The organism is Ventosimonas gracilis (assembly GCF_001580025.1).
Taxonomy (GTDB): domain Bacteria; phylum Pseudomonadota; class Gammaproteobacteria; order Pseudomonadales; family Pseudomonadaceae; genus Ventosimonas; species Ventosimonas gracilis.
This window is the reverse complement of the sequence record NZ_LSZO01000044.1, coordinates 22,723-45,351: the sequence shown is the minus strand read 5'-3', so window position 1 is coordinate 45,351 and position 22,629 is coordinate 22,723. Positions and strand designations below refer to the sequence as shown.

Here is a 22,629-nt window from a genome sequence, read left to right as displayed (position 1 = left end):
CGGGTCAGCCCGGCCGCTGAGCGGCGGCATCGAATGCGGCCAGCTCGTCATCCAACTCGGCGGGGTCGTAGTCCACGACGGCGATGCCCTGTGCGCTGACGTAGGCCAAAAAGTCGGCCAGTTTCATGCCCGCGAGCTTGGCGGCGCGACCCGGCGGCAGGTCGCCGCTTTGGAACAGCCGGGCTGCCATTGCTACATGCACCCCGGCGCGCAGCAGGTCTTCGGTGAAGGGAACACTGACAAACAGCGGCTGGCCGTGCCGGGTGACGAGCGACAACTCGCCTTGCTCGGCGGCGCGGCTGAGGTCGCCCGAGCGTTCGCGCAGTTCGCGGATGCTGAAGGTTTGCACGGCAGCCCCCTTAATTTGTGTACACATATTGTAGATCAAATCAACAGTTTCGCCATTCCCAGGCCGAGGGCGTGTCAGTGATAAGCACAATACATCGGTTTGAGTTAATCCCCCTGCTCCCTTAAACTATGCCCCCGTCTTTATCGGCTGCCTTTGGGCTTTTCCGTGTCTTACTCGCTGCCTTCCCTTGGCACATTCCCTTAGCACAATGCAGTCACAACGCAGATTTACGGAATTTTTTATGACGCGCTATATCTTCGTCACCGGCGGAGTGGTTTCTTCATTGGGCAAGGGCATTGCGGCGGCGTCCCTGGCGGCGATTTTGGAGGCTCGCGGGCTTAAGGTGACGCTGCTTAAGCTCGATCCTTACATCAACGTAGACCCCGGCACCATGAGCCCGTTCCAGCACGGCGAGGTGTTTGTCACCGCCGATGGCGCGGAGACCGACCTTGACCTTGGCCACTACGAGCGTTTTGTACGCACCACCATGAGCCAGGGCAACAGTTTTACCGCTGGCCGTGTGTATGCCGATGTGCTGCGCAAGGAGCGGCGCGGCGATTATCTCGGCGCGACCATTCAGGTCATCCCGCATATTACGGATGAGATTAAACAGCGCATTATCAAGGGTGCGGCGGGTGCGGATGTGGCGTTAGTCGAGATTGGCGGCACAGTGGGCGACATCGAATCGCAGCCGTTTTTGGAAGCCATCCGCCAGCTTCGGGTCGAAGTCGGCGCGCGCCGCGCCATGCTGATGCACCTGACTTTGCTGCCCTATATCGCAACGGCCGGCGAGACTAAAACCAAGCCCACGCAGCATTCGGTTAAAGAACTGCGCTCGATTGGCCTGCAACCGGACGTGCTGATTTGCCGCAGCGACCATCCGGTCGATGAAGCCTCAAGGCGCAAAATCGCGCTGTTTACCAATGTGGAAGAACGCGCCGTGATCGGCCTGCAAGATGTCGATACCATCTACAAAATCCCCGCCGTGCTTAATGCGCAGGGGCTTGATGACTGGGTGGTGGAACGTTTCGCGCTCACTTGTCCGCCGGCCAATCTGGACGAATGGGACAAAGTGGTCGATGCCAAGCAAAACCCCGAGCGCGAAGTGAGCATTGCCATGGTCGGCAAATATATGGAGCTGCTCGATGCCTATAAATCGCTGATTGAGGCGATTAGCCACGCCGGCATTCAAAGTCGCACCAAGGTCAATGTCCGTTATATCGATTCGGAAGATATTGAAACCGAGGGCTTATCGTTACTGGCCGAGGTAGACGCGGTGCTGGTGCCCGGCGGCTTTGGCCTGCGCGGGGTGGAGGGCAAGATCCAGGCGGTGCAATACGCCCGCGAGCAGGGCATTCCCTATTTCGGCATTTGTTTGGGTATGCAGGTCGCCGTGATCGAATACGCGCGCAACGTGCTGGGCTGGACGGATGCGCATTCCACCGAATTTGACGGCAAAACCACGCACCCGGTGATTGGCTTGATTACCGAATGGCGCGATGCCTCCGGTGAAGCCGTGCAGCGCAGCGATGCATCGGACCTCGGCGGCACCATGCGTTTGGGAGCCCAGGATTGCTTGCTGCAAGCCGGTTCACAAGTGCATGCCTGTTATGGCAAGGAGCGCATTGTCGAACGTCATCGGCATCGTTACGAGGTCAACAATAACCTGTTGGCAGAACTGGAAAGCGCCGGACTTCGCGTCACCGGCCGCTCCGCCGATGAAGCGCTGGTCGAAGTGGTGGAAGTGCCGGGGCATCCTTGGTTTGTCGCCTGCCAGTTCCACCCCGAATTTACCTCCACCCCGCGTGACGGCCATCCGCTGTTTTCTGGCTTTATTGAGGCCGCACTTATCCATCAAGCGCAGCGGGAGCAGGCCGCATGAATAAAACCATTCAAGTGGGCGCTGTTGAAATTGCCAATAACCGCCCGATGGTGCTGTTTGGCGGCATGAATGTGCTCGAATCGCGCGATTTGGCACTGCGCGTTTGCGAGCACTACGTTAAGGTTACGCAGAAACTCGCCATTCCCTATGTATTCAAGGCAAGTTTTGATAAGGCCAATCGCTCCTCATTAACGTCTTTTCGCGGCCCGGGTCTGGATGAAGGCTTGCGTATTTTTGAAGACATTAAACAAGCCTTTGGCGTGCCGCTGTTAACCGATATTCACGAACCCTGGCAGGCCGCGCCGGTCGCTGAGGTGTGCGAGATTATCCAGCTTCCGGCCTTTCTCTCAAGGCAGACCGACTTGGTACAGGCCGCGGCAAAAACCGGCGCGGTGATCAACATCAAAAAAGCGCAGTTTCTAAGCCCCAAGGAAATGCGCCATATCCTCCACAAATGCGAACAAGCCGGTAATGAGCGGCTGATTTTGTGCGAGCGCGGCAGCAGCTTTGGTTACAACAATCTCGTCGTCGATATGCTGGGCTTTGGTCTGATGAAAGCCTTTGGCTATCCGGTGTTTTTTGACGTGACCCACGCGCTACAAATGCCCGGTGCCGGGGAAAGCAGCGCCGGTGGAAGGCGTGGGCAGATTGTGGATTTGGCGCGCGCCGGTATCAGCCAGGGTATTGCCGGATTGTTTTTAGAAGCGCACCCCAATCCCGAACAGGCCAAATGCGACGGCCCTTGTGCGCTGCGTCTTGAGCTTCTTGAAGACTTTTTAGCGCAACTTAAGGCGCTCGATACTTTGGTTAAACAGTTTGCCGAATTGGCAACGGCTTGATTTTTCTTTCCTCTCCCCCAAGTGGCGAGGGCGCTTTTTAGGAGTTGCGCAAAAGTGGCAAAAATTATCGATATTAAAGGGCGCGAAGTGCTCGACTCGCGCGGCAATCCCACGGTAGAGGCCGAGGTGGTGCTACAAGGCGGTTTTATCGGCCGCGCCTGTGCGCCGTCCGGCGCATCCACCGGCTCACGTGAAGCGCTGGAGTTACGTGACGCCGACCTTAACCGTTATCTAGGCAAAGGCACGCTTAAAGCAACCCAGCATATCAATAGCGAACTACGCCAAGCACTGTTAGGCCAAAATGCCTTCGAACAACAGGCGCTGGATCAGCGGATGCTGGATCTCGATGGCAGCGAGAACAAGGCCAAGTTGGGCGCCAATGCCATTTTGGCGCTGTCACTGGCGACGGCTAAGGCCGCGGCTAAAGCCAAGGGCATACCGCTGTATGCGCATATCGCCGAACTGTTTGGAACGCCAGGGCAGTTCAGCCTGCCGCTGCCGATGATGAATATCATCAACGGCGGTGCACATGCCAACAATAATGTGGATATTCAAGAGTTTATGATTCAGCCGGTAGGCGCTGCCAGCTTTGCTGACGGGCTACGCATGGGGGTGGAAATTTTCCACCAGCTTAAAGCGCTGCTGAACCAACAAGGCATGAGCACGGCGGTGGGCGATGAAGGCGGTTTTGCGCCGGATTTTTCCTCCAACGAACAGGCGCTTGCAGCGATTAGCGAGGCGGTTGCCAAGGCGGGCTATACGCTGGGCAAAGACGTGCTGCTGGCGCTCGACTGCGCCGCCAGCGAGTTTTACCTGGAGGGCGCTTATCAGCTTAAAGGTGAAGGCAAAACCTTTGACGCGGCGGGCTTTAGCGATTATCTGGCTGACTTTTGCGAGCGCTACCCGATTGCCTCGATTGAAGACGGTATGGACGAATCCGATTGGGCGGGCTGGAAGGTTTTAACCGATAAGCTGGGTCAAAAAGTGCAATTAGTCGGTGATGACCTGTTTGTCACCAACAGTCAAATCTTAAAACAAGGCATCGAGCAAGGCATTGGCAATGCCATTTTGATTAAACCGAACCAAATCGGCAGCTTAAGCGAGACGCTGGATACCATTCGCATGGCCACCGCGGCGGGCTACCGCTGCGTGATTTCGCACCGCAGCGGCGAGACCGAAGACTGCTTTATCGCTGATCTTGCCGTCGGCACGGCGGCCGGGCAAATCAAAACCGGTTCGCTGTGCCGCTCTGAGCGTGTAGCGAAATACAACCAATTGCTGCGCATTGCCGAAAACCTGCCGCAAGCGGCCTTTGCGGGCCGCGCCGCGCTTAATCTTGCTGCTCGCTAAGCTGCGTTTCGCCGCCTTTTTCGCCGCCTTGTGTCTCGATAGGCGGCTCATCATTGTTTGGCAGCGGTGGACTTTGTACCGGCGCATCATTCATCCAGCGCAGAATGTCGTAGTAGCGGCGCACACTGCGCACAAAATGCAGGGTTTCCCCGCCGCGGGCGGAGCCGTAGCGGGTTTTCTGGTACCACTGTTTTTGGCTAAGGCGCGGCAGTAGCGGCCTGACCTCGGCCCATAGGTTGGGGTTAAGCCCTTCGTCCTGTGCCAGTGTACGCACGTCTTCCAAGTGACCGAGGCCGATGTTGTAAGCGGCCAGCGCAAACCAGGTGCGGTCAGGCTCCTCAATGCTCGGCGGCAGACGGCTTTTAATTTGTGCCAGATATTGGCTGCCGCCCTTAATGCTTTGCGCCGCATTTAAACGATTGACAACGCCCATTTCTTCGGCGGTATTAAGGGTTAGCATCATCAGGCCGCGCACACCGGTTTTGGAGGTGGCCTCGGGCTGCCAGAGCGATTCCTGATAACCGACGGCGGCAAGCAATCGCCAGTCAAGGCCGGTTTGTTCGCCGGCTTTGCGAAAATAAGCCTGATAACGCGGCAGCCTTTGCTCAAGGTGACGGGCAAAACGCAGTGCCCCGACATAGCCCAACACATCAATATGGCCGAAATAGCGGTTTTTCAGTTTTTCCAACAGGCCGTTTGCTTCGGCTTGCTGTAGAAACTGATTGACTGCCGCCAATAAGCTGCCGTCATCACGGTTGCCCACCGCCCAGCCAAGCTGTCCATCGCCGCCTTCAAGCTCAAAGGCCACGCGCACTTTGGGAAAGTACACCTGATGAATGGCCAGGCTGTTGGAGCTGACCAAGGTCAGATCAAGCTGCCCTTCATCCACCATGCGCAGTAAATCGCCTACTTCCAGTGCAGTGAATTGCTCAAACGAAAGGTTCGGCAACTGTTCTTGCAGCACACTTAACCGTTCGGCCTGATGACTGTTTTGAATAACCCCGATGCGTTTGCCGGGTAAATCCTCCGGCCGTTTGGGCGGCGCGTCACCTCGCCGGTAAACGACTTGGGTGGAAATAGGCAGATAAGGCACCGAAAAGCGCACCCGCGCTTGCCGCGGTTCACTGATGACCAAGCCCGCCGCCGCCAGCATCGGGCCGTTTGCGCGATCTAAGCTATCCAGCAGTTGCTGCAAATTGCCTGCGCTTTGCATGGAAAGGCGCACGCCCAAGTGTTCGGCAAAGGCTTTGGCGAGTTCGTATTCAAACCCGTGGTCGCCGTCTTGGTCTTGAAACCAGGTGGATGGGCTATTACGGCTGATAACGCTGAGTACGCCCGATCGATGGATTTGTTCAAGTGTACTGAGTGGTTTGCTGGTGGATAACAAGCCCATGGCAACGAAGGGCCACCAGTAGCGTATAGCGCGTTGAAGTTGAGCGCACCGGGCGCGATCTACGCCCCACTGCGCCATTCGCTTAAAGACCATCAAGCGAATGGCAGTCAGGATTAGCTCAGCCGTTTTTCCCATTCTTTGGCTTCTTTTTTCGACACGCCGCCTAAGCATTCAATGGCTTTGCGCAGACGAAAGCGGGTTAAATCTGCGCCTAAAATCGCCATCGCATCCAGCACTGATACGGAACTGGCCGCGCCACTAATGGCCGGGAATATCAGCGGCATTAAATCGCGCAGTTTAAGCGAAAGGCTGGCGGCGACCTGTTCGATACAGGCGGTGATAGTCTCTTTTTGCCAGTCGCGCAGCGCTTCCAGTCGCCACAATATCAGTTGTAGTGCTTGGCGCACCTCATCGGCCTTAAGCTTTTTATGCGTAAACAGTTCTGCCGAAAGTGGCACTTCGCCGCTAAAAAAGAAGCTGGCAAGCGGGGCGATTTGGCTAAAGGTTTCCACCCTGCCCTGCACCAGCGGCGCGATTTGCAGCAGGTAATCGGGATTGAGCGCCCACTTTTGCACGGCTTCAGCAAAGCGCAAAAGTGGCAGTTCGCGCAGCCATTGGCCGTTGAGCCAGGAGAGTTTTTCCAAATCAAAAATCGGCCCGCCCAAGGACACGCGCGACAGGTCAAACTGTTCGATCATCTCGGCGAGTGAGAATTTTTCCCGCTCATCCGGCATTGACCAGCCCATGCGGCCTAGATAGTTGAGCATGGCTTCGGGTAAAAAACCCATACGCTGGTAAAAGGTGATGGAAGTCGGGTTTTTGCGTTTGGATAGCTTGCTTTTGTCGGGATTACGCAAAAGCGGCATATAGCAAAGCTGCGGCGGCTGCCAGCCGAAATACTGATAAAGCAAGATCAGTTTGGGCGCAGAAGGCAGCCATTCCTCGCCGCGCAGCACGTGGGTAATACCCATTAAATGGTCATCGACCACGTTGGCGAGAAAGTAAGTCGGCAGGCGGTCGGCTTTCATCAGCACCTGCATATCCATCCTGTCCCAGGGGATTTCCACCGTGCCACGCAGCATGTCCGGCACCTTGCAGATGCCCTCTGTGGGTACTTTCATACGGATAACGTGCGACTCTCCCGCGGCCATCCGGCGTTTGCCTTCTTGCGCCGGGATATGCAGGCAGTGGCCGTCATAGCGCGGGGTTTGCTTATGCTCCATCTGCTCGCGGCGTACCTGCTGCAAACGCTCAGCAGAACAAAAACAGGGAAAGGCATGGCCTTTTTCCACCAATTGAGCGGCGTGTTTTTGGTAAATCTCAGCGCGTTCACTTTGCCGATACGGACCATTCGGGCCGCCAACATCAGGGCCTTCGTCCCATTCAATCCCCAGCCAGCGCAGCGCATCAAAAATTTTTTGCTCGGATTCGCGCGAGGAGCGCAGTTGGTCGGTATCTTCAATCCTCAGCACAAACTTGCCGCCGTGCGCACGCGCAAAGCACAGGTTAAACAAGGCGATATAGGCCGTGCCGACATGCGGGTCACCGGTCGGCGACGGCGCAATGCGCGTGCGAACAACAGTCATGGAAGGTTTCTCTAGCGGCTAAAGCGGATGCGCGATTTTAGCAGGTGATTGAGCCAACAGCGGATTTTGCGCCGCAAAAAGTCGTCAGTCTCGCTTAGTTCATCGTTATAATCGCGCCCATTTTTGAAAATTTGTGCGGCCACAAGCGCACAGATTAACCGGCGGCAACTTCACAAGAGTGCGGTAAAACATGGATAACCTGAACAGAGTCAGTAGCCTTGCAGATGTTCTCCTTGGCATGGGAGTGGCGCGATGACGCAGCCAAACGAAAGCGTTGATGCGCTGTTAGTTGGCGCGGGGATTATGAGTGCGACCTTGGGCGTACTGCTCAAAGCGCTTGACCCTGCCATCAAACTTGAAATCGTTGAACTGCAAGCCAGCGGCGCGGTGGAAAGCTCCAACCCCTGGAACAACGCCGGTACCGGTCATGCCGGTCTGTGCGAGCTGAACTATACTCCGCAAGCCGCCGATGGCTCCGTGGATATTCAAAAAGCCGTGCTGATTAACAGCCAGTTTGAGGTCTCCAAACAACTTTGGCGTTGGCTGGCCGAAAGCGGCGCGTTGGCTTCGCCCAAGGACTTTATCAACCCCATCCCGCATTTGAGTTTTGTCCAGGGTGATGGGCATGTCGCTTTCTTAAAAACGCGCTTTGAAGCACTGCGCGGGCAACACGCCTTTACTTCGATGGCCTATAGCGAAGATTTTGCCCGCTTGCGCGAGTGGATGCCGCTGATGATGCAAGGCCGCGAAGGCAATGAGCGCCTCGCGGCGACTTATATGGCCGGCGGCACTGATGTGAATTTCGGCGCATTGACCGCCAAATTGCTTAAGTGGCTGGAAGGTCAAGACAACGCCCGCTTGCTCTGCCTGCAAAAAGTGACCGGCCTTGCGCGCAGTGGGGATGGCTGGAAGGTCAATATCCGCAACACACAAAACGGCAGCGAGCGGCAGGTTAAGGCAAGGTTTGTGTTTTTGGGCGGCGGCGGTGGCGCATTGCCGCTGCTGCAATTGTCCGGCATCGCGGAAGGTCATGGCTATGGCGGGTTTCCGGTCAGCGGGCAGTGGCTGCGCTGCGACAACCCACAAGTGGTTCAGCAGCACCAAGCCAAGGTCTACAGCATGGCCGCGGTGGGTGCGCCGCCGATGTCGGTGCCGCATCTCGATACCCGCGTTATCGACGGGCAAACCTCTTTGTTGTTTGGCCCTTACGCGGGCTTTAGCACCAAGTTTTTAAAGCACGGCTCCTGTTTGGACTTGCCGCTGTCGATACGCCCCGGCAACCTGTGGCCGATGCTCGCGGTTGGGCGCAGTAATCTGGATTTAACCCGTTACCTCATCCAGCAATCCATGCAGTCACAAGAACAGCGCCTTAATGTGCTGCGCCGCTTTTATCCAACGCTAAACGCTGATGATTGGCGGCTGGAAGTCGCCGGGCAGCGCGTGCAAATCATTAAAAAAGACCCGCACAAAGGCGGTATTTTGCAGTTCGGCACGGAGCTGGTCAGTGCCGCGGACGGCTCTTTAGCCGCGCTACTCGGCGCATCCCCGGGCGCCTCGGTGGCGGTATCGATCATGCTGCAATTGCTCGAACGCTGCTTTGCCGAACGCCTCAATGGCTGGCAAGGGAAGCTCGATGAAATCTTCCCCGCGCGCGAAACAGCGCTGCAACAAGATGCCGCCGTCTGGCGCAAAGTGACCGCGCGCAGCAACGAAGTATTGGGGCTTGAGGCCTAGGGTCTATTCCCGTTTCAAACGGGAATAGACCCTAATAAGCGCAATAAAACAGTTTTATAAAATATGGCAAAAACAAAACTGTACTGCCAGGAAAACCCGCTTGCCTGCTCAAGGCTGCGGCTGGATGCAGGTCAAATACGCCCGCAAGCAGCACAGATAACGCGCTGCCAAGCAGTACAGTTGAGCGATAACATTACAGAAATCACGCAACTTGTGCCCATCTGTGACTGGTGAAAAAGCGCGGCGAAACGCATCATGTACACCGTCAAATCTATTTCATCCCGCCACAAGCGGAAAGGAGCACTACCATGGAACGTACCTTAGATTCCAACCTGAACTTCGCCGAGCAATCCTCGGTTCAATACGGCCACTTACCGGTTCGCCTGTTCTCCAACTTTATGCTCTGGCAGCGCCGCATCAATACCCGCCGCGAACTCGCCCGCTTGGACGACCGCCTGCTGGCCGATGCCGGTATCAGCGAAGCCCAGCGCCAGCGCGAACTGAAAAAACCCTTCTGGCGTTAATCTAAATGCCAGTCACACAAACCCCGCCATCGTGCGGGGTTTGTTGTTTATGTTTAGCGCAAATACGCGCACTGGCGGCCAAAAAAAGCGCAGGGAGCGTTAGATAACGCCCTACACTCGCCCTTGCTCCACGGCCTCGCGCAGCAGCGCATCAATGCGCGTTTGCCAGCCGCGACCCGTCGCACGGAAAGCGTCTATGACTTCGGGCGATAGCCGGATGGTGGTGGGTCGCTTGGGATTTGCCACCGGTGGGCGTCCCGTGCGCTTTTGTCTGGCACGGTCTTGTTCGTCCGTGACTAGCGTGATCGTGGCGGGTTTGCTCTTGTCGGTCAGCGCCGCATATACGGCGGGCGGCAGCACCTCGCGAGCGGGGCGGGCATTGCGCCAAAACGCCTCATCCAGTGGTGGATTATCAGGGTCTGCCAGTGCTGCCGCATGGATGGCCGCGTCTTCTTCGTCGGTGGGGCTGATATGGTTAGGCTTAAGCTTTGGCATAACGTCGTTCCTCGTATTTTTCAGCGCGGCGCAAACTGATAGCGCGAGGAGTATCGCCGCGCATACAAAAAATCAGCACATACAGGCGCTGCCCGATATATCCGGTAGCCTTAAAGCGCTGTTCGTCGTAATACTCGCTGCGGTCTTCCTCAATCTGCGCAGTATCCCACTCAAAATCAGAGGCGAGCATCAGCGACAGCTTGTGCTTGTCACGGTTAATCGCATCTTTGGCGGGGTCGAATTCAATCAGCATAAATTAATTGTATTGACTTTTGCTCAAAAATAGCCAGAAAACGGCATTTCTTAGCCTGTTACCTCTAAAAATACATTCCTATAAGAAATTTTAGCGATAAAAAAGAGGCACGCACTGCGCACCTCTCCACTGGCTTACTGGGCTGTCTGGCTAAGTGGGATTGCCCTTTTTATTCTGTTGTTGGGGCTTGTGAGGCTTGCGAAAATGCAGCTTGACGGTCGCCCCGGCGTAAGGCGCAATCTGTTGTTCTTGAACAACATTATCTTTGGACTTAAGCGCGATACGGTTATAGCGATAGGGCGATAAATGGGGTACCAGGGCGTAACCGTTACGATCAATGCGACTTTGTGGATAGCCGTCTATCTGCGCTCCTTTTGCGCCTTTGGCTTTGACCAGGGCAAAGGTATCGCTAAGCGGAGGACCAAAGGTCAGGCCGCCGCTGTGCAGCGTGACAGCGCCTTGCAGGTCGCTGGAAAGCTGCCAGTAATCTTGCCCGCGGCTGCCTGCAAGTTGCCAATTCACGCCAGCAAAGTCCTGCTGCAACTTGGCGTTTAACACCGGCCTTCGCTGCTGCTCGCTATGACTGCTGCCCAGGTTGTAGCGCGAATATTCGCTGAACTGGCCCAAAAGCTCGGTATCGTATTGAGCGCCGTTACTGGTGCTGTGCTGAAAGCCACTGTGCACACGGGTTTTGCCACTGCTGCCCAAGGGGATCGAGACGGATAAGCTGGTTACGGTTTCCTCGCGCCCGCTCTTATCTTTCACTGTACCGCTGTACTGGCGCAGCAGTGACAGACCAAGGCTAATGCCGTTTCCCCAAGTTTTGCGGTAACCCAATTGCCATTGCTGGTCATCGGTTGCGCTGCCGCGCCAGTCTTTGCGCACAGCCGCAATAAAGACTTCGCCGTAGTCACCCAGACTCTGGTTGAGATTGACTTCCAGCCTTGAGCGCTGTTGCTGCAAGTCCTGTGTTTGCCTTGGCTTTCGGCCACGAGCCGCCGCCCGTTCGGCCTGTACTTGCGGCAGTTCGCGGTAGCCTTCAGTGGAGTAGCGATAGCCGGCAATGGCAACGCGCGTATTGCTCTTGGCAAAGGTGCGGCTGTAGCTAAGCCCGGCCAACCAGCCGCTGCGTTGCTGATCATTGGGCAGATGGGCACGGCTGTGACTTAAGTTAAGGTCAAACGCGCCCAAGGCATTGCTGTAGACGGTATCGACGACCAGCCGCCCATAGCCTTCAGCCAAGCGCAGCCCGCTGCCGACGCTTAGGTTATTACGCAGTCCGTATTGATAGATCGCATCGGCAAACAGGCTATTGGCCGCGCTATCACGGGTACGCCCGAGCGCCAAGTTATAGCTGGAATGCCCCATACGCAAGGATTGCGGCAGGGCGGCAAACGGCAGGCTGAAGCGCTTGACCGAACCATCGGCTTCCTCGACCGTGACCTCCAGGTCGCCGTTGTAGCTGGTCGGCGACAGGTCATCAATCACAAAAGTCCCGGCGGATACCGAAGTTTGGTAAATCTCGCGCCCGTTCTGACTGATCAATACCCGCGCATTGCTCTGCGCCACGCCTTGCACCACCGGCGCATAACCGCGCTGATTGTCACTTAGCATGCGCTCATCGGAAGCCAGCTCAATGCCGTTATAGGCAAGGGCGGGGAACAAGCGTCCGCTGCTATAAAGCTCGCCGACCGAAAGCTCGCTGCCGATGCCCACCAGCGGCCTTTGCAGATAGCGTTGCAGACTATGCCAATGCACGCTGTCGCCTTGTACTTTGGCCAGATTGCCCTGCTGGCGAAACTGCCACAGCCCCAGATTAAAACCGCCCTGTAGCGATAAAAATGCCGAATCCTGCCGACTGTTCTGCTCGCCGCTGCGCTGCGCATGCCAGTAGTTGCCCTTGTAGTTGGCAAATAGCAGACGAGTGCCTGCGTCCAACTGCTGCGGCGCCAAAGCGGCCGCTTTTACATAAACCGGGGCGATCAATGCCAGCGTGAATAAGCGCTTAACTGTGGTTCGTGGCAAATCTTAAGATCCCGCTTAAATTCCAGGGGCTGTTCCCGTTTCAAACGCGGCCGCGACGGAGGCAGATTTTTCGCGCGGCAAGGCGCGAGAAGCGAAGTTTGCTCATGCAAATGAGCGACGAGTAACGCAGCGGCGCGAAAAATCTGCCCCGTCCCTTCGGGCTGCGCCCAAAATTTCGCCATACGTCGTTGCAGCATTTGCCAAGGTTGTACACATTGGCTGCATGCTGCGCCTAGTCTGGCGAAATTTTGAGCAGCAGCGCGGCTCGCGTTTGAAACGGGAACAGCCCTAGGATTTCGGCGGGAATGGGCAAAACTTTAGAACTCAACCACCACATCCGTCAGCGGCTTGCTGCAACAGGAGAGAATGTAACCTTCGGCGAGGTCTTCATCGGTAATGCCGCCGTTGTGCTCCATCTCCACCTCGCCGGATTTTTTGAGCACTTTGCATGTGCCGCAGATGCCCATGCCGCAGGCTTTGGGAATATGCAGGCCGAGTTTGGCGGCGGCGCTGTGGATGGTTTCAGAAGGTGCAATCGCAACGCTTTTACCGCTTTCACTAAACTCGATTTTGCAGTGCTCTTCGCTTGGCTGTGCATCCAGCGCCAGCGCCTCGCTGTTTTGCTCACGCACTTCTTCTTGAATATCCGCCGGGGTAGGACCGAAGGCTTCTTCGTGATAACGGTTTAAATCAAAGCCGTTTGTTTGCAACAGATGTTTAACCGCCTTCATATAGGGCGTAGGGCCGCAGCAGAACACTTCGCGCTCTTGATAATCCGGCGCGATCAACTCCAGCATGGCTTGGCTTAAATAGCCGCGATAGCCCGCCCAGGTTTCGCCTATCTCATAACGCTCACAAATTAAATGCAGTTTAAAGTTACTGATGCGCGAGGCCATATGCCGTAGTTCGCGGTGGAAGATAATGTCTTTCGGCGTGCGTGCACTATGCACAAAGACCATATCCACATTGCCATTGGTATCAAAAAACCAGCGAGCCATCGACATCACCGGGGTAATGCCCACACCGCCGGATAAAAACAATACCTTTTCCGCCGGAAAATCCATCGCATTAAAGTTGCCGACCGGCCCGTGTACCGCCAGTGTGTCGCCTTCTTTTAAATGATCGTGCAGCCAGTTGGAGACCTTGCCGCCCGGCACGCGCTTAATGGTTAAAGAAAAACTGTAAGGCACCGAAGGCGCACTGGAAATAGTGTACGAACGCATCACTGGCTCGCCGTTAATTTCCAGTTCCAGCGTCACAAACTGGCCGGGTTTAAAGAAAAACAACATCGGCTGGTCGGCGGAAAAACAAAAGGTGCGCACATCGTGGGTTTCTGCAATCACCTTGACGCAGCGCACCGGATGGCGGCCATTGCTCCAAGTCTGGGTAGAAACCGGCTGCATCGCCGCCGGGTTAAAGACATTGTTATTCATTGAAATGGCTCCGCACGGACAGAATTTATTTAGCCGCTATTTTGCGCCGCTGGGCGCGGCGGATATTTACCTGCCAGCGACCTATATCTGCACTATTCACCACAAAGTCGGAAAAAGTCTTTCGGCAGGTCGCCTGCAAGCAAGGTTACTTTCGCGTGTTTATCCACACTACAGGCTCCAAGAAAGCCTGCATAACAATGAGGAATGCATGATGAGCCACCATAGCAACCTGGTCGATACCCTGCAAAATGCCCGTCAAGCCACGGCCGCCATGCTTAAAGAGCGCGACCATAACTTCTCTCTGCCGCAGCCGTTTTATTGTGATGACCGACTGTTTGATATCGACATGCAGGAGATTTTCGGTAAGGAATGGCTGATTGCCGGAATGACCTGTGAAATCCCGGCCAAGGGTCACTTTATCTCGCTACAAATCGGCAAAAACCCGATTGTGGTGGTGCGCGGCGCAGAAGGGAAAATCCACGCCTTCCACAACGTTTGCCGTCACCGTGGCTCGCGCCTGTGCGTGACCGACAAGGGTAAGGTCGCCAAACTGGTCTGCCCCTATCACCAATGGACTTACGAACTCGACGGCCGCCTGCTATTTGCCGGAACCGAAATGGGCGCGGACTTTGACATGGCGCAGTACGGCCTTAAACCGGTTAATGTGAAAAGCGCAGGCGGCTATATTTTTGTCTCGCTCGCCGAAAATCCGCCCGCCATCGATGATTTTCTGCGCACCTTGGAGCACTACATGGAGCCGTATGACATGGAAAATACCAAGGTCGCGGTCGAATCCAGGCTGATCGAGCAGGCCAACTGGAAGCTGGTCATGGAAAACAACCGCGAGTGCTACCACTGCAACGGCTCGCATCCCGAACTGTTGAAAACCCTGCTGGAATGGGACGACGTTACCGACCCACGGGCGAGCCAAGCCTTTAAAGACCAAGTCGCCGCCTGCACCAAACGCTGGGACGCGGACAAAATCCCTTACGCGCATGCGAGCTTTGGCCTGCGCAATCGCATTGTGCGCATGCCGCTACTGGACGGCACGGTTTCCATGACGCTGGACGGCAAGCCCGGCTGCAACAAACTGATGGGGCGAATTAAAGACCCAGATTTAGGCTCGATGCGCATCCTGCATCTGCCGCATGCCTGGAACCACTGCATGGCCGACCATATGATTGTGTTTACCGTATGGCCGATTAGTGCGCAGGAAAGCCTGGTCATTACCAAATGGTTGGTGCATAAAGACGCGGTAGAAGGCCAGGACTACGACCCGCAGCGGCTGCGCGAAGTCTGGGATGCCACTAACGTGCAAGACCGTCGTCTCGCTGAGGAGAACCAACGCGGTATCAATTCCACCGCCTACCAGCCCGGCCCGTACTCAAAAACCTATGAGTTCGGCGTCATCAACTTCCTCGACTGGTATAGCGAACGCATGCTGCACCATCTGGACGGCACGCCCTCACAAGTGCCGCAGCTACGTCAAGTGGCTTAACGCGGTTCCCTCCCCTCGCCCATTGATGGGAGAGGGGCATGGGCGAGGATAGCGTTTAACGGATGAGGATTTTTTCCACGATGGCGGTGGTGGAGCTGTTTTCGACCAATCCCAGCACTTTAACTTCGCCGCCGTAAGCACGAACGATGTCCGCGCCGACTACGCCATCCAGACTGTAATCGCCGCCTTTGACCAGCACATCCGGGCGGATTTGCTCCAGCAGCCTACAGGGGTTGTCTTCGCTAAAGCTCACTACCCAATCCACCGCTTCCAAGCCGGCCAGTACCGCCATGCGTCGTTCGACCGCGTTAATCGGCCTGCCTGCGCCTTTTAGGCGGGTGGTGGAGGCATCGTCGTTGACGGCAAGAACCAAACGATCGCCCAAGGCGCGGGCTTGCTCCAGATAGGCGACGTGTCCGGCGTGCAGGATGTCAAAGCAGCCGTTGGTAAAGACAATTTTCTCGCCAGCCGCGCGCGCGTCCTCGATGCAGGCGAGCAGTTGCTGCGTGCCTAGAACGCCGCGTTCACTGCCAGTCTCGCGTTGCAAGGCGCGGCGTAGTTCCGGCGCACTGATGGCGGCTGTGCCGAGTTTACCGACAACAATTCCAGCGGCGAGATTAGCCAGTTTGACCGCTTGCGGCAGTGCCTCGCCCGCCGCCAGTGCGCAGGCCAAGGTGGAAATCACCGTATCGCCCGCGCCGGTGACGTCAAACACTTCGTGCGCCCGAGCGGGTAGATGCATGGGTGCGAAAGCATTGCTAAACAGTGTCATGCCCTGTTCGCCACGGGTAATCAGCAGTGCGTCCAGATTAAGTTCAGCAAGCAGCGCGGTGCCTTTGCTTAAAAGCTGCCGCTCATCGGCGCAGTGGCCGACGATGGCTTCAAATTCGGCCAAATTCGGCGTGAGTAGTGTTGCGCCTTGATAGATGGAAAAGTCGCGCCCTTTGGGGTCGGCCAATACGGCTATGCCACGAGCGCGGGCAAGGGCAATCAGTTGTTGATGATTTTGCAAGGTGCCTTTGCCGTAGTCCGATAGCACCAGTACGCAGCAGTCGTCCAGATGGCTGGCGATTTGTTCGGTCAAGGCGCGGCTATCGGTCGCAAAGGGCTGCTCAAAATCCAGCCGCAGCAGTTGCTGATGACGGCTGATCACGCGCAGCTTGACCAAGGTCGGCTGCGTGGCAATCGGCTGAAAGTGCGTTTCGACCCCGGCACTTTGCAGGCTGGTGGCGAGCGTTTGCGCCGCCTCATCCACGCCGGTAACGCCGACCAAACGCACGCTCGCGCCAAGAGCCGCCAGATTAAGTGCCACGTTGGCAGCCCCCCCGGGGCGCTCTTCGCACTGCTCAACCTTGACCACCGGCACTGGCGCTTCTGGCGAGATACGGCAGGTGCTGCCGTGCCAGTAGCGATCGAGCATGACATCACCTGCGACCAGCACGCGGGCAGCGGCAAAGTTGGGCATTACAGGTTGCACGATTTGTTCCTTTAAGGCGAGGAAAACAGCGAAGTCTAGCCAGTTGGCAGAATGACTGCCAATGTTTTAACGCGCTTTTAACGTTCTTTGGTCACTTGTGGGGCGAGCCTATCAATCACGCAGTCCCAATAGATAAAGGCCATACAGCGGCACGCCGCTAACCGCATGCAACAGGCCGCGCACCAGGCGCTGCGGCAGGTGGCCGTATCCCGCCATCGGCTCGCCGATGTTAAGCAGCTTAAGGCGCGGGTGTGGCGCGGTGAGTTCGCTAAGCCTGCGCGGCCCCCACTGAAACAGTGCTCCGCTGCGCCGTACTGAGGGATTGTATTGCCTGCGTCCGGCGGCCAGAGCACAACTGGCATCGAAAGCAAGCTGCGAGCCGCTGGGCGCGTATTCGGCAAAGGTTCGCAAAATGGCGGCGACCGCGTTCGGCGGCAGGTACATCAGCACGCCTTCGCAGAGTAGAAACAGTGGCTGGCTGCTTTTGTTCGGCAACTCAAGCGCAGTCCACCAGTCGGCGGCGGTTAAGTCACACGCAGCCAGACGGCAGCGTGCATCGGTCGTTGGCAGAATGCGGCGGCGCAGCGCGATAACTTCGGCCAAATCGGCAGCCACCGTCTGCATGCGGCCATTATCCAGCCACTGGCGATAGTCGCTTAAGCCACAGCCCAGGTTGACCAGCAACGCATCGGGAAAGCGCTGCAAAAAGTGCCCAGCCTGCTTACGAAACCAGTGCGTGCGCCGCAAAATTCCATATACGGTGCGCGGGTCTTGCAGCAGGCTTTTGCCGTCCTCGCCCAAGGCGTGCAATGCGTTTTTGGCATGGCGGTCATCGACGGCCAGATGCGGGAACAGCTTCCCGCCCAGCGCCCGTGCCGCCAGCGGAATGCACAGCGTTGAGGAGACGGGCGGCAGTTTATTCATGCGTTAGGCAAAAACCTTAAAGCGCACCGCGTCTTCGATATAGGATTTTTGCGGGAAGTCACCTTCATGCGAGCCAAATGGCATTTGCGCGCGCAGTTGCCAACTGGACGGAATGCCCCACTGCTGCCTGACCTGTTCATCCACTATCGGGTTGTAATGTTGCAGGCTCGCGCCAATGCCCGCTTCGGCCAGCGCCGTCCATACGGCAAATTGCGCCATGCCGTTGCTGTGCTCGCCCCACAGCGGGAAGTTATCAGCGTACAACGGGTAGTCCGCCTGCTGCTTTGCGATAGTCTCGCTATCAACAAAAAACAGCACAGTCCCGACACCAGCGGCAAAACTCGCCAGCTTGTTTTCGGTCGCGGAAAACGCCTCAGCGGGCACCAGCGGGCGCAGCGCCTCTTTGACCAAATCCCAAAAACGCACACTGTGCTCGCCGTACAAAATCACTGCGCGGTTGGGCTGCGAATTAAAGGAAGAAGGCACTTCACGCACCGCGTGTTGAATCAGTTCGGTCAGCGCTTGCTGTTTATGCTTAAGATTGCGACCCAAGGCGTATTGGCTGCGGCGTTTTTGAAACAGGGCAATGGCGGGTGTATTCATGGCAGTTCCATTAAGTAAGTCGGTACAGGGAGTGGCAATTTAGCAATAAATCCGCCGCAAAAACCATTTTACCGAGTTGCGCAGAAAGCCACGTCCTGAAGAGGCTGTCGCAAAAGGCTCCGCTACCGGATTTCTGCTACGAATTTTATTGGTTTATATCAATAAAATCATGTGGTTAAAAATTTAAATCCAGAATAAAAATGAGTTCTCTGTCCCTTTTGCGACACCCTCTTCAGGGCGTGGATGGATAGCGCGGACGGCGCAGCCGTCCTTGCAGCGTAACGATTCAGTGTGGTGTTTTTTTGCTGTTCGATGAACTGCCGGATGATGTTGATGGACGTACCGCCACAGCTACCCGCGAAGTAGGACGGCGACCAGAGGGTATTGCCCCATCGTTTTTTTTCGGATGCTTGGGTGTTTTCTTGCGCAGCAGTGGCTAGTACGCCATTGAGGCTGTTCACCAAGGAAGAGATGGCAACCTATACTGTCAGGCATGCAACGTCTGCAAGCCTATAAATACGAACTGATGCCGGGCGGCCAGCAAAAGCGCGATATGAGCCGCTTTGCCGGTTCGTGCCGGTTTGTCTATAACAAGGCGCTGGCGTTGCAAAAGGAGCGCTACGAGTCACAGGGCAAAAAACACAGCTACTCGGCGTTGTGCAAGCTGCTGACACAATGGCGGGCAAGTTTTGAAACCCCGTGGCTTTGCGACAGTCCATCCCAAGCGTTGCAGCAATCGCTCAAAGACCTTGAGCGGGCGTATGCCAATTTCTTTGCCAAACGGGCGGAATTTCCACGGTTCAAAAGGAAGGGCGTGCGCGACAGCTTCCGCTATCCGCAGTCGCAGCAAATCAAACTGGACGAAGCGAACGGGCGGATATTTCTGCCCAAGCTGGGCTGGATGCGCTATCGCAACAGCAGAAATATTCAGGGTCAAGTACGCAATGCCACGGTGTCGCTGCGGGCGGGCAAGTGGTTTGTATCGATACAGACCGAGCGGGAAGTGGATCAGCCATTGCCCGAAGCCACCAGCGCCATTGGTATTGATGTTGGTATTGCCCGTTTTGCTACGCTCTCGGACGGCAGCTACCTTGCGCCGCTCAACAGCTTCAAACGGCATGAAACGGCGCTGAGAAAAGCGCAACAGTCATTGAGCCGAAAGGAGAAATTCAGCAGCAATTGGAGGAAAGCCAAGCGCAAAGTTCAGCGCCTGCATGCCCGCATCGGTAATGCCCGCCACGATTACCTGCACAAAGCCACAACCACGATCAGCCAAAACCACGCGATGGTGTGTATTGAGGATTTGCAGGTACGCAATATGTCGAAATCGGCGGGGCGCAATGTCCGTGCCAAGTCTGGCCTGAACAAGGCCATACTCGACCAAGGTTGGTTTGAGTTCCGTCGGCAGTTGCAATACAAGCTGGACTGGAACGGCGGGATGCTGATAGCGGTGCCGCCGCAAAATACCAGCCGAACCTGTCCCGCATGCGGGCATGTATCGAAAGATAACCGCCGGACGCAAGCGCATTTCGCGTGTGTCGAATGCGGCTACGAAAACAACGCCGACATGGTCGGCGCGATCAACATATTAAGGGCAGGACATGCCCGGTTAGCCTGTGAAGTGAATCCTGATGTAGGGATCAGCAGCAGGAACCCGCCGAGGTGATCCAGCAAAGCGACAACGCTTCGCTGGACGCGGTAGGAGCCCCTTTGTTTTAGCAAGGGGAGGATGTCAAAGGCGTTGCCAAAGATAACGAGCGGCGGCTTTGATACGTTCGCTGCGTGTGCGCCCTTCTGGATCGGGCGGCCAATCGAGCAGCAAGCGACGCGGCACGGTGGCTTGCCAGTGGCCGTCCTGCCAACGCGCAACGACAAAATTAAAGTTGTAATTGGGTTCTAATCCCATCCTAAGGTCGCTTAATACCAGCTCGCCGTTTTCCACCCGCGCGCGCATAAAGCCGCGGTTAAACCAGTTCAGTTCGCGCACCGCGGGAATATCCGCCGCCGCCCGCAGCGCGGCGGTGTCGGACGGGTAGTGGGTAAAGCGCATGGCTCCCTTATCCGATAACAGCGAGCGGTCGCCGATTAGATAGCCGTCCTCGCGCATTACCACCACGCGCCAAAGCAAGGTCGATAAAGGCAGCGGCACGGAAAAACGCGGCGCTTCGGCAAGTCCCATTGGGCGCAGCGCTTGTTCGGCGGCTTGCTCGACTTGGTATTTGGCCATGAGCGACCAACCCAAATAAGCGCTGCTAAGCAGTAATCCACCGACCAGCATGCGCTGCACCAAAATCCGCTTAGAACACCACCAAGCCATAAGACAGGCAATCAATAGCCACAGGGTATATAACGGGTCGATCACAAACACCGAAGACCACATCACCGGATGCCCGCCAAACGGCCAAAAAAGTTGTGTGCCATAAACGGTGAAAGCATCTAGCACGGGATGCGTGACCAGCGCCAGCACGATGGCAATCCACCAGCGCCAAGGATGAGCCTTCACCCGTCCATTGCCAAAGCGCCAAAACAGCCAAGTGATCAGACTGCCGAAAAGCGCCAGTAGCGGCAGTGAATGGCTGATGCTGCGATGCGCCGTCATCTGTATCACCGGATTGTCGGCAAGCCAGATCAAAGGCAGACCGTCCAAATCCGGCAGCGTGCCAAGCGCCGCTCCCGCGAGCAATGCGGCGCGGCGCTCAGACGCTGGCACAATGGCCGCAACCAGCGCCCCACCCAAAACGATTTGCGTTAATGAATCCATCCATTTAATCCCAAGGAGAATAACAGTGCCGTGCAGCCTTTTATGGTACGACTATGAAACCACCGGTATTGACCCACGCCGCGATCGCCCGCTGCAAGTAGCCGCCATTCGCACCGATGAAGCATTCAATGAAATAGGCGAACCGCTTAACCTGTATTGCCAGTTGGCGGACGACATTCTGCCGCATCCAAAGGCTTGTTTGGTCACTGGCATTAGCCCAGAGCAATTAAAAGAACAGGGTTTGCCTGAGGCTGAATTTATCCAAAAACTGCACGAACAAATGGCCGTGCCTGGTACTTGCACGGCGGGTTACAACAATCTGCGTTTTGACGATGAATTAACCCGTCATAGCTTATGGCGCAATTTTTATGACCCCTATGCCCGAGAATGGCAAAACGGTAACAGCCGCTGGGATTTAATTGACCTGTTGCGTGCAGCCTATGCACTGCGCCCGCAAGGTATTGAGTGGCCAGAAGAAGACGGCCAAGTCAGTTTGCGTTTGGAGCTTATCAGCGCGGCCAATGGTTTATTGCATAGCCAAGCGCACGATGCACTGTCCGATGTCCGCGCGACCATTGAACTGGCAAGACTGATAAAACAAAAACAACCGAAACTCTATGACTATTGTTACCGACTGCGCAGCAAGCACGAAGTACAGCGGCAGATTAAGTTATTGCAACCCATGCTGCATGTCTCCGGTCGTTTTGCTGCGCAGCGGCATTATCTTGCGGCGGTATTACCGCTGGCTTGGCATCCGCATAATCGCAATGCGCTGATTGTCTATGACCTGCATTATGACCCGACACCTTTGTTGCACGAAGAAGTGGACACGCTAAAACAACGGCTCTACACCAAGCGGGTGGATTTAATCGAAGGGCAATTGCCGCTGGCATTAAAGTTGCTGCATATCAATCGCTGTCCACTGGTCGCGCCGCTGTCTGTATTGCGTGAGCAAGATCATCAACGTTTGCAACTTGACATGACCTGCTATCAACAGCGGGCGGCCGAGTTGATACAAACACAATCCATCTGGCAAGACAAACTGCAAACACTTTACAGCGAGGAACTAAAAAATAGCAGCCAAGACCCGGAACAACAACTCTACGGCGGATTTTTATCGCAAGCGGACAGGCACTTATGCGAACAGATACGGCGGATGGAGCCTGCTCAGTTGGCTGGGCATTATCTGCCTTTTAAGGATGAGCGTTTGCAGAAGTTATTGTTTCGTTACCGTGCGCGCAACTTCCCGCAAAGCTTGACAGAAGATGAAAAGCAGCAATGGCAGCGTTTTTGTCAGAACCGACTCAGTCTTGATGAGTATGGAGCGCCCAATACCTTGGCTGATTTTCGCAGTGCATTAAATAGCTCATGGGAAGCTGCCAGCGAAATGCAGCAGAGCCTATTACTCAAATGGCAAAGCTATGTGGATAGTTTGGCGGCTCGTTTTTGCCTTTAAATAATCGCCCAATAAAAAAGCGCTTGCTTTGGCAAGCGCTTTGCTTG

Annotated in this window: 19 protein-coding genes and 1 pseudogene; 8 read left to right on the top strand and 12 right to left on the bottom strand. The window is 55.9% G+C overall.

The window, feature by feature from the left end:
- Positions 1-4: 4 nt before the first annotated feature.
- A complete protein-coding gene (locus tag AXE65_RS02360; RefSeq protein ID WP_204376500.1) occupies positions 5-376 on the bottom strand; it encodes a UPF0175 family protein in 372 nt (123 codons plus the stop codon).
- A gap of 214 nt (positions 377-590) precedes the next feature.
- Between AXE65_RS02360 and pyrG the strand changes: the two genes are divergently transcribed.
- The 3 genes from pyrG to eno are packed head-to-tail and all read left to right on the top strand — an operon-like array spanning position 591 to position 4,420.
- Positions 591-2,231 carry a CTP synthase gene (gene pyrG / locus AXE65_RS02355; RefSeq protein ID WP_068387556.1) on the top strand — a complete coding sequence of 547 codons (1,641 nt, stop codon included), beginning with the start codon at positions 591-593 and terminating at the stop codon, positions 2,229-2,231.
- Positions 2,228-3,070, top strand: coding sequence for a 3-deoxy-8-phosphooctulonate synthase (kdsA, locus tag AXE65_RS02350; RefSeq protein ID WP_068387534.1), 843 nt, complete (start codon positions 2,228-2,230; stop codon positions 3,068-3,070). Before pyrG ends, kdsA begins: the two co-directional genes overlap by 4 nt.
- Positions 3,071-3,124: 54 nt before the next feature.
- Complete coding sequence (gene eno, locus AXE65_RS02345; protein ID WP_068387530.1) at positions 3,125-4,420, top strand: phosphopyruvate hydratase; 1,296 nt, start codon at positions 3,125-3,127, stop codon at positions 4,418-4,420.
- Here eno and mltF read toward each other — a convergent pair.
- Together mltF and gltX are read right to left on the bottom strand one after the other, a co-directional pair.
- A complete protein-coding gene (mltF, locus tag AXE65_RS02340; RefSeq protein WP_153015369.1) occupies positions 4,401-5,813 on the bottom strand; it encodes a membrane-bound lytic murein transglycosylase MltF in 1,413 nt (470 codons plus the stop codon). The genes eno and mltF overlap by 20 nt on opposite strands.
- A 113-nt stretch (positions 5,814-5,926) precedes the next feature.
- The gene (gltX, locus tag AXE65_RS02335; RefSeq protein ID WP_068387525.1) at positions 5,927-7,399 is read right to left on the bottom strand and encodes a glutamate--tRNA ligase; all 1,473 of its coding nucleotides are present in this window, start codon (positions 7,397-7,399) and stop codon (positions 5,927-5,929) included.
- Between the two features lie 252 nt (positions 7,400-7,651).
- Here gltX and mqo point away from each other — a divergent pair, with 252 nt between their 5' ends.
- Together mqo and AXE65_RS02325 are read left to right on the top strand one after the other, a co-directional pair.
- Positions 7,652-9,133 carry a malate dehydrogenase (quinone) gene (gene mqo / locus AXE65_RS02330; RefSeq protein ID WP_068387523.1) on the top strand — a complete coding sequence of 494 codons (1,482 nt, stop codon included), beginning with the start codon at positions 7,652-7,654 and terminating at the stop codon, positions 9,131-9,133.
- A 308-nt stretch (positions 9,134-9,441) separates the two neighbouring features.
- Entirely contained in the window at positions 9,442-9,657 is a 216-nt protein-coding gene (locus AXE65_RS02325) for a DUF1127 domain-containing protein (protein WP_068387521.1), read from the top strand.
- 111 nt (positions 9,658-9,768) lie between these two features.
- Here AXE65_RS02325 and AXE65_RS02320 read toward each other — a convergent pair whose 3' ends face one another.
- From AXE65_RS02320 to gbcB, 4 genes are all read right to left on the bottom strand, one after another.
- Positions 9,769-10,152: a BrnA antitoxin family protein gene (locus AXE65_RS02320; protein ID WP_068387518.1), complete on the bottom strand. Its 384-nt coding sequence runs from the start codon at positions 10,150-10,152 to the stop codon at positions 9,769-9,771.
- On the bottom strand, positions 10,139-10,405 hold the full coding sequence (locus tag AXE65_RS02315; RefSeq protein WP_068387515.1) for a BrnT family toxin: 267 nt from the start codon (positions 10,403-10,405) through the stop codon (positions 10,139-10,141). Before AXE65_RS02315 ends, AXE65_RS02320 begins: the two co-directional genes overlap by 14 nt.
- 150 nt (positions 10,406-10,555) lie before the next feature.
- A complete protein-coding gene (locus AXE65_RS02310; protein ID WP_079214006.1) occupies positions 10,556-12,430 on the bottom strand; it encodes a fimbria/pilus outer membrane usher protein in 1,875 nt (624 codons plus the stop codon).
- Between the two features lie 317 nt (positions 12,431-12,747).
- A complete protein-coding gene (gene gbcB, locus AXE65_RS02300) occupies positions 12,748-13,833 on the bottom strand; it encodes a glycine betaine monooxygenase reductase subunit (RefSeq protein ID WP_439144668.1) in 1,086 nt (361 codons plus the stop codon).
- Between the two features lie 238 nt (positions 13,834-14,071).
- On the opposite strand from gbcB, the gene gbca reads away from it, so the two are divergent.
- Positions 14,072-15,361, top strand: a complete 1,290-nt coding sequence (gbca, locus tag AXE65_RS02295; RefSeq protein ID WP_068387553.1) for a glycine betaine monooxygenase oxygenase subunit — start codon at positions 14,072-14,074, stop codon at positions 15,359-15,361.
- Positions 15,362-15,416: 55 nt separating this feature from the next.
- Here gbca and hldE read toward each other — a convergent pair whose 3' ends face one another.
- From hldE to AXE65_RS14390, 4 genes are all read right to left on the bottom strand, one after another.
- Positions 15,417-16,826, bottom strand: a complete 1,410-nt coding sequence (gene hldE / locus AXE65_RS02290) for a bifunctional D-glycero-beta-D-manno-heptose-7-phosphate kinase/D-glycero-beta-D-manno-heptose 1-phosphate adenylyltransferase HldE (protein ID WP_439144667.1) — start codon at positions 16,824-16,826, stop codon at positions 15,417-15,419.
- Between the two features lie 123 nt (positions 16,827-16,949).
- Positions 16,950-17,762 carry a class I SAM-dependent methyltransferase gene (locus AXE65_RS02285; RefSeq protein WP_068387500.1) on the bottom strand — a complete coding sequence of 271 codons (813 nt, stop codon included), beginning with the start codon at positions 17,760-17,762 and terminating at the stop codon, positions 16,950-16,952.
- 3 nt (positions 17,763-17,765) lie between these two features.
- Complete coding sequence (locus tag AXE65_RS02280) at positions 17,766-18,365, bottom strand: nitroreductase family protein (RefSeq protein WP_068387498.1); 600 nt, start codon at positions 18,363-18,365, stop codon at positions 17,766-17,768.
- Between the two features lie 167 nt (positions 18,366-18,532).
- Complete coding sequence (locus tag AXE65_RS14390) at positions 18,533-18,829, bottom strand: transposase (protein ID WP_369126234.1); 297 nt, start codon at positions 18,827-18,829, stop codon at positions 18,533-18,535.
- A gap of 29 nt (positions 18,830-18,858) precedes the next feature.
- On the opposite strand from AXE65_RS14390, the pseudogene AXE65_RS02275 reads away from it, so the two are divergent.
- Positions 18,859-20,041: pseudogene (locus AXE65_RS02275) on the top strand (RNA-guided endonuclease InsQ/TnpB family protein); the annotation flags it as partial.
- 56 nt (positions 20,042-20,097) lie between these two features.
- On the opposite strand, the gene AXE65_RS02270 reads toward AXE65_RS02275, so the two are convergent.
- On the bottom strand, positions 20,098-21,126 hold the full coding sequence (locus AXE65_RS02270; RefSeq protein WP_068387495.1) for a metal-dependent hydrolase: 1,029 nt from the start codon (positions 21,124-21,126) through the stop codon (positions 20,098-20,100).
- A 19-nt stretch (positions 21,127-21,145) separates the two neighbouring features.
- Between AXE65_RS02270 and sbcB the strand changes: the two genes are divergently transcribed.
- Positions 21,146-22,582: an exodeoxyribonuclease I gene (gene sbcB / locus AXE65_RS02265; protein ID WP_239685019.1), complete on the top strand. Its 1,437-nt coding sequence runs from the start codon at positions 21,146-21,148 to the stop codon at positions 22,580-22,582.
- The last annotated feature ends 47 nt before the right edge of the window (positions 22,583-22,629 follow it).